Source organism: Streptomyces sp. 7R007 (genome assembly GCF_054850255.1).
Map to the genome: position 1 here is coordinate 1 of NZ_JBTWMV010000172.1, position 433 is coordinate 433.

Genomic DNA, 433 nt, shown 5'->3' on the forward strand with positions numbered 1-433 from the left:
CGTTGATCAGAGCGGCGGCTTCGGCCACGTCCGCGTTCGCCCGTTCGAGCACCTTGCGCACCGTCCCGCGCAACGCGCGGACTTCCGCCAGGTCGGCGTGGGTGAGATGCCGCGGACCGGTCCCTTGGTTCGCGGCCGGACTCGGAGGCGCAGCCGCGGGATGGTCGTCAAGGAAGTCCCGGAGCTGCTCCAGGGTCTCGAGCGCGTCCTCTCCCTTGATCGGCCTCAAGGTGTTGGCCAGGTCGACGGCCATCTGGACCACCAGTGGGCTGTGATACGCATCCAGCATTTGACGTATCTCCTCACTTCCCCATAGTGTGACATGCAAAGGAGCTTTAGCATGTCACAGCATACTCGGCAGGGGACGACGCCGCAGACGGTGCCGCCTGGAGACGCCCCGGCACCGGAGCGAGCCGACGCCCCGGACGGGCAC

The 433-nt window shown here is 67.2% G+C and carries 1 protein-coding gene; it reads right to left on the reverse strand.

Annotation, left to right across the window (positions count from 1 at the left end; genetic code table 11):
- The coding region (locus ACYF6T_RS44655) for an ABATE domain-containing protein (RefSeq protein WP_461703721.1) at positions 1-289 on the reverse strand (289 nt) is incomplete at its 3' end.
- Between the last annotated feature and the right edge of the window lie 144 nt (positions 290-433).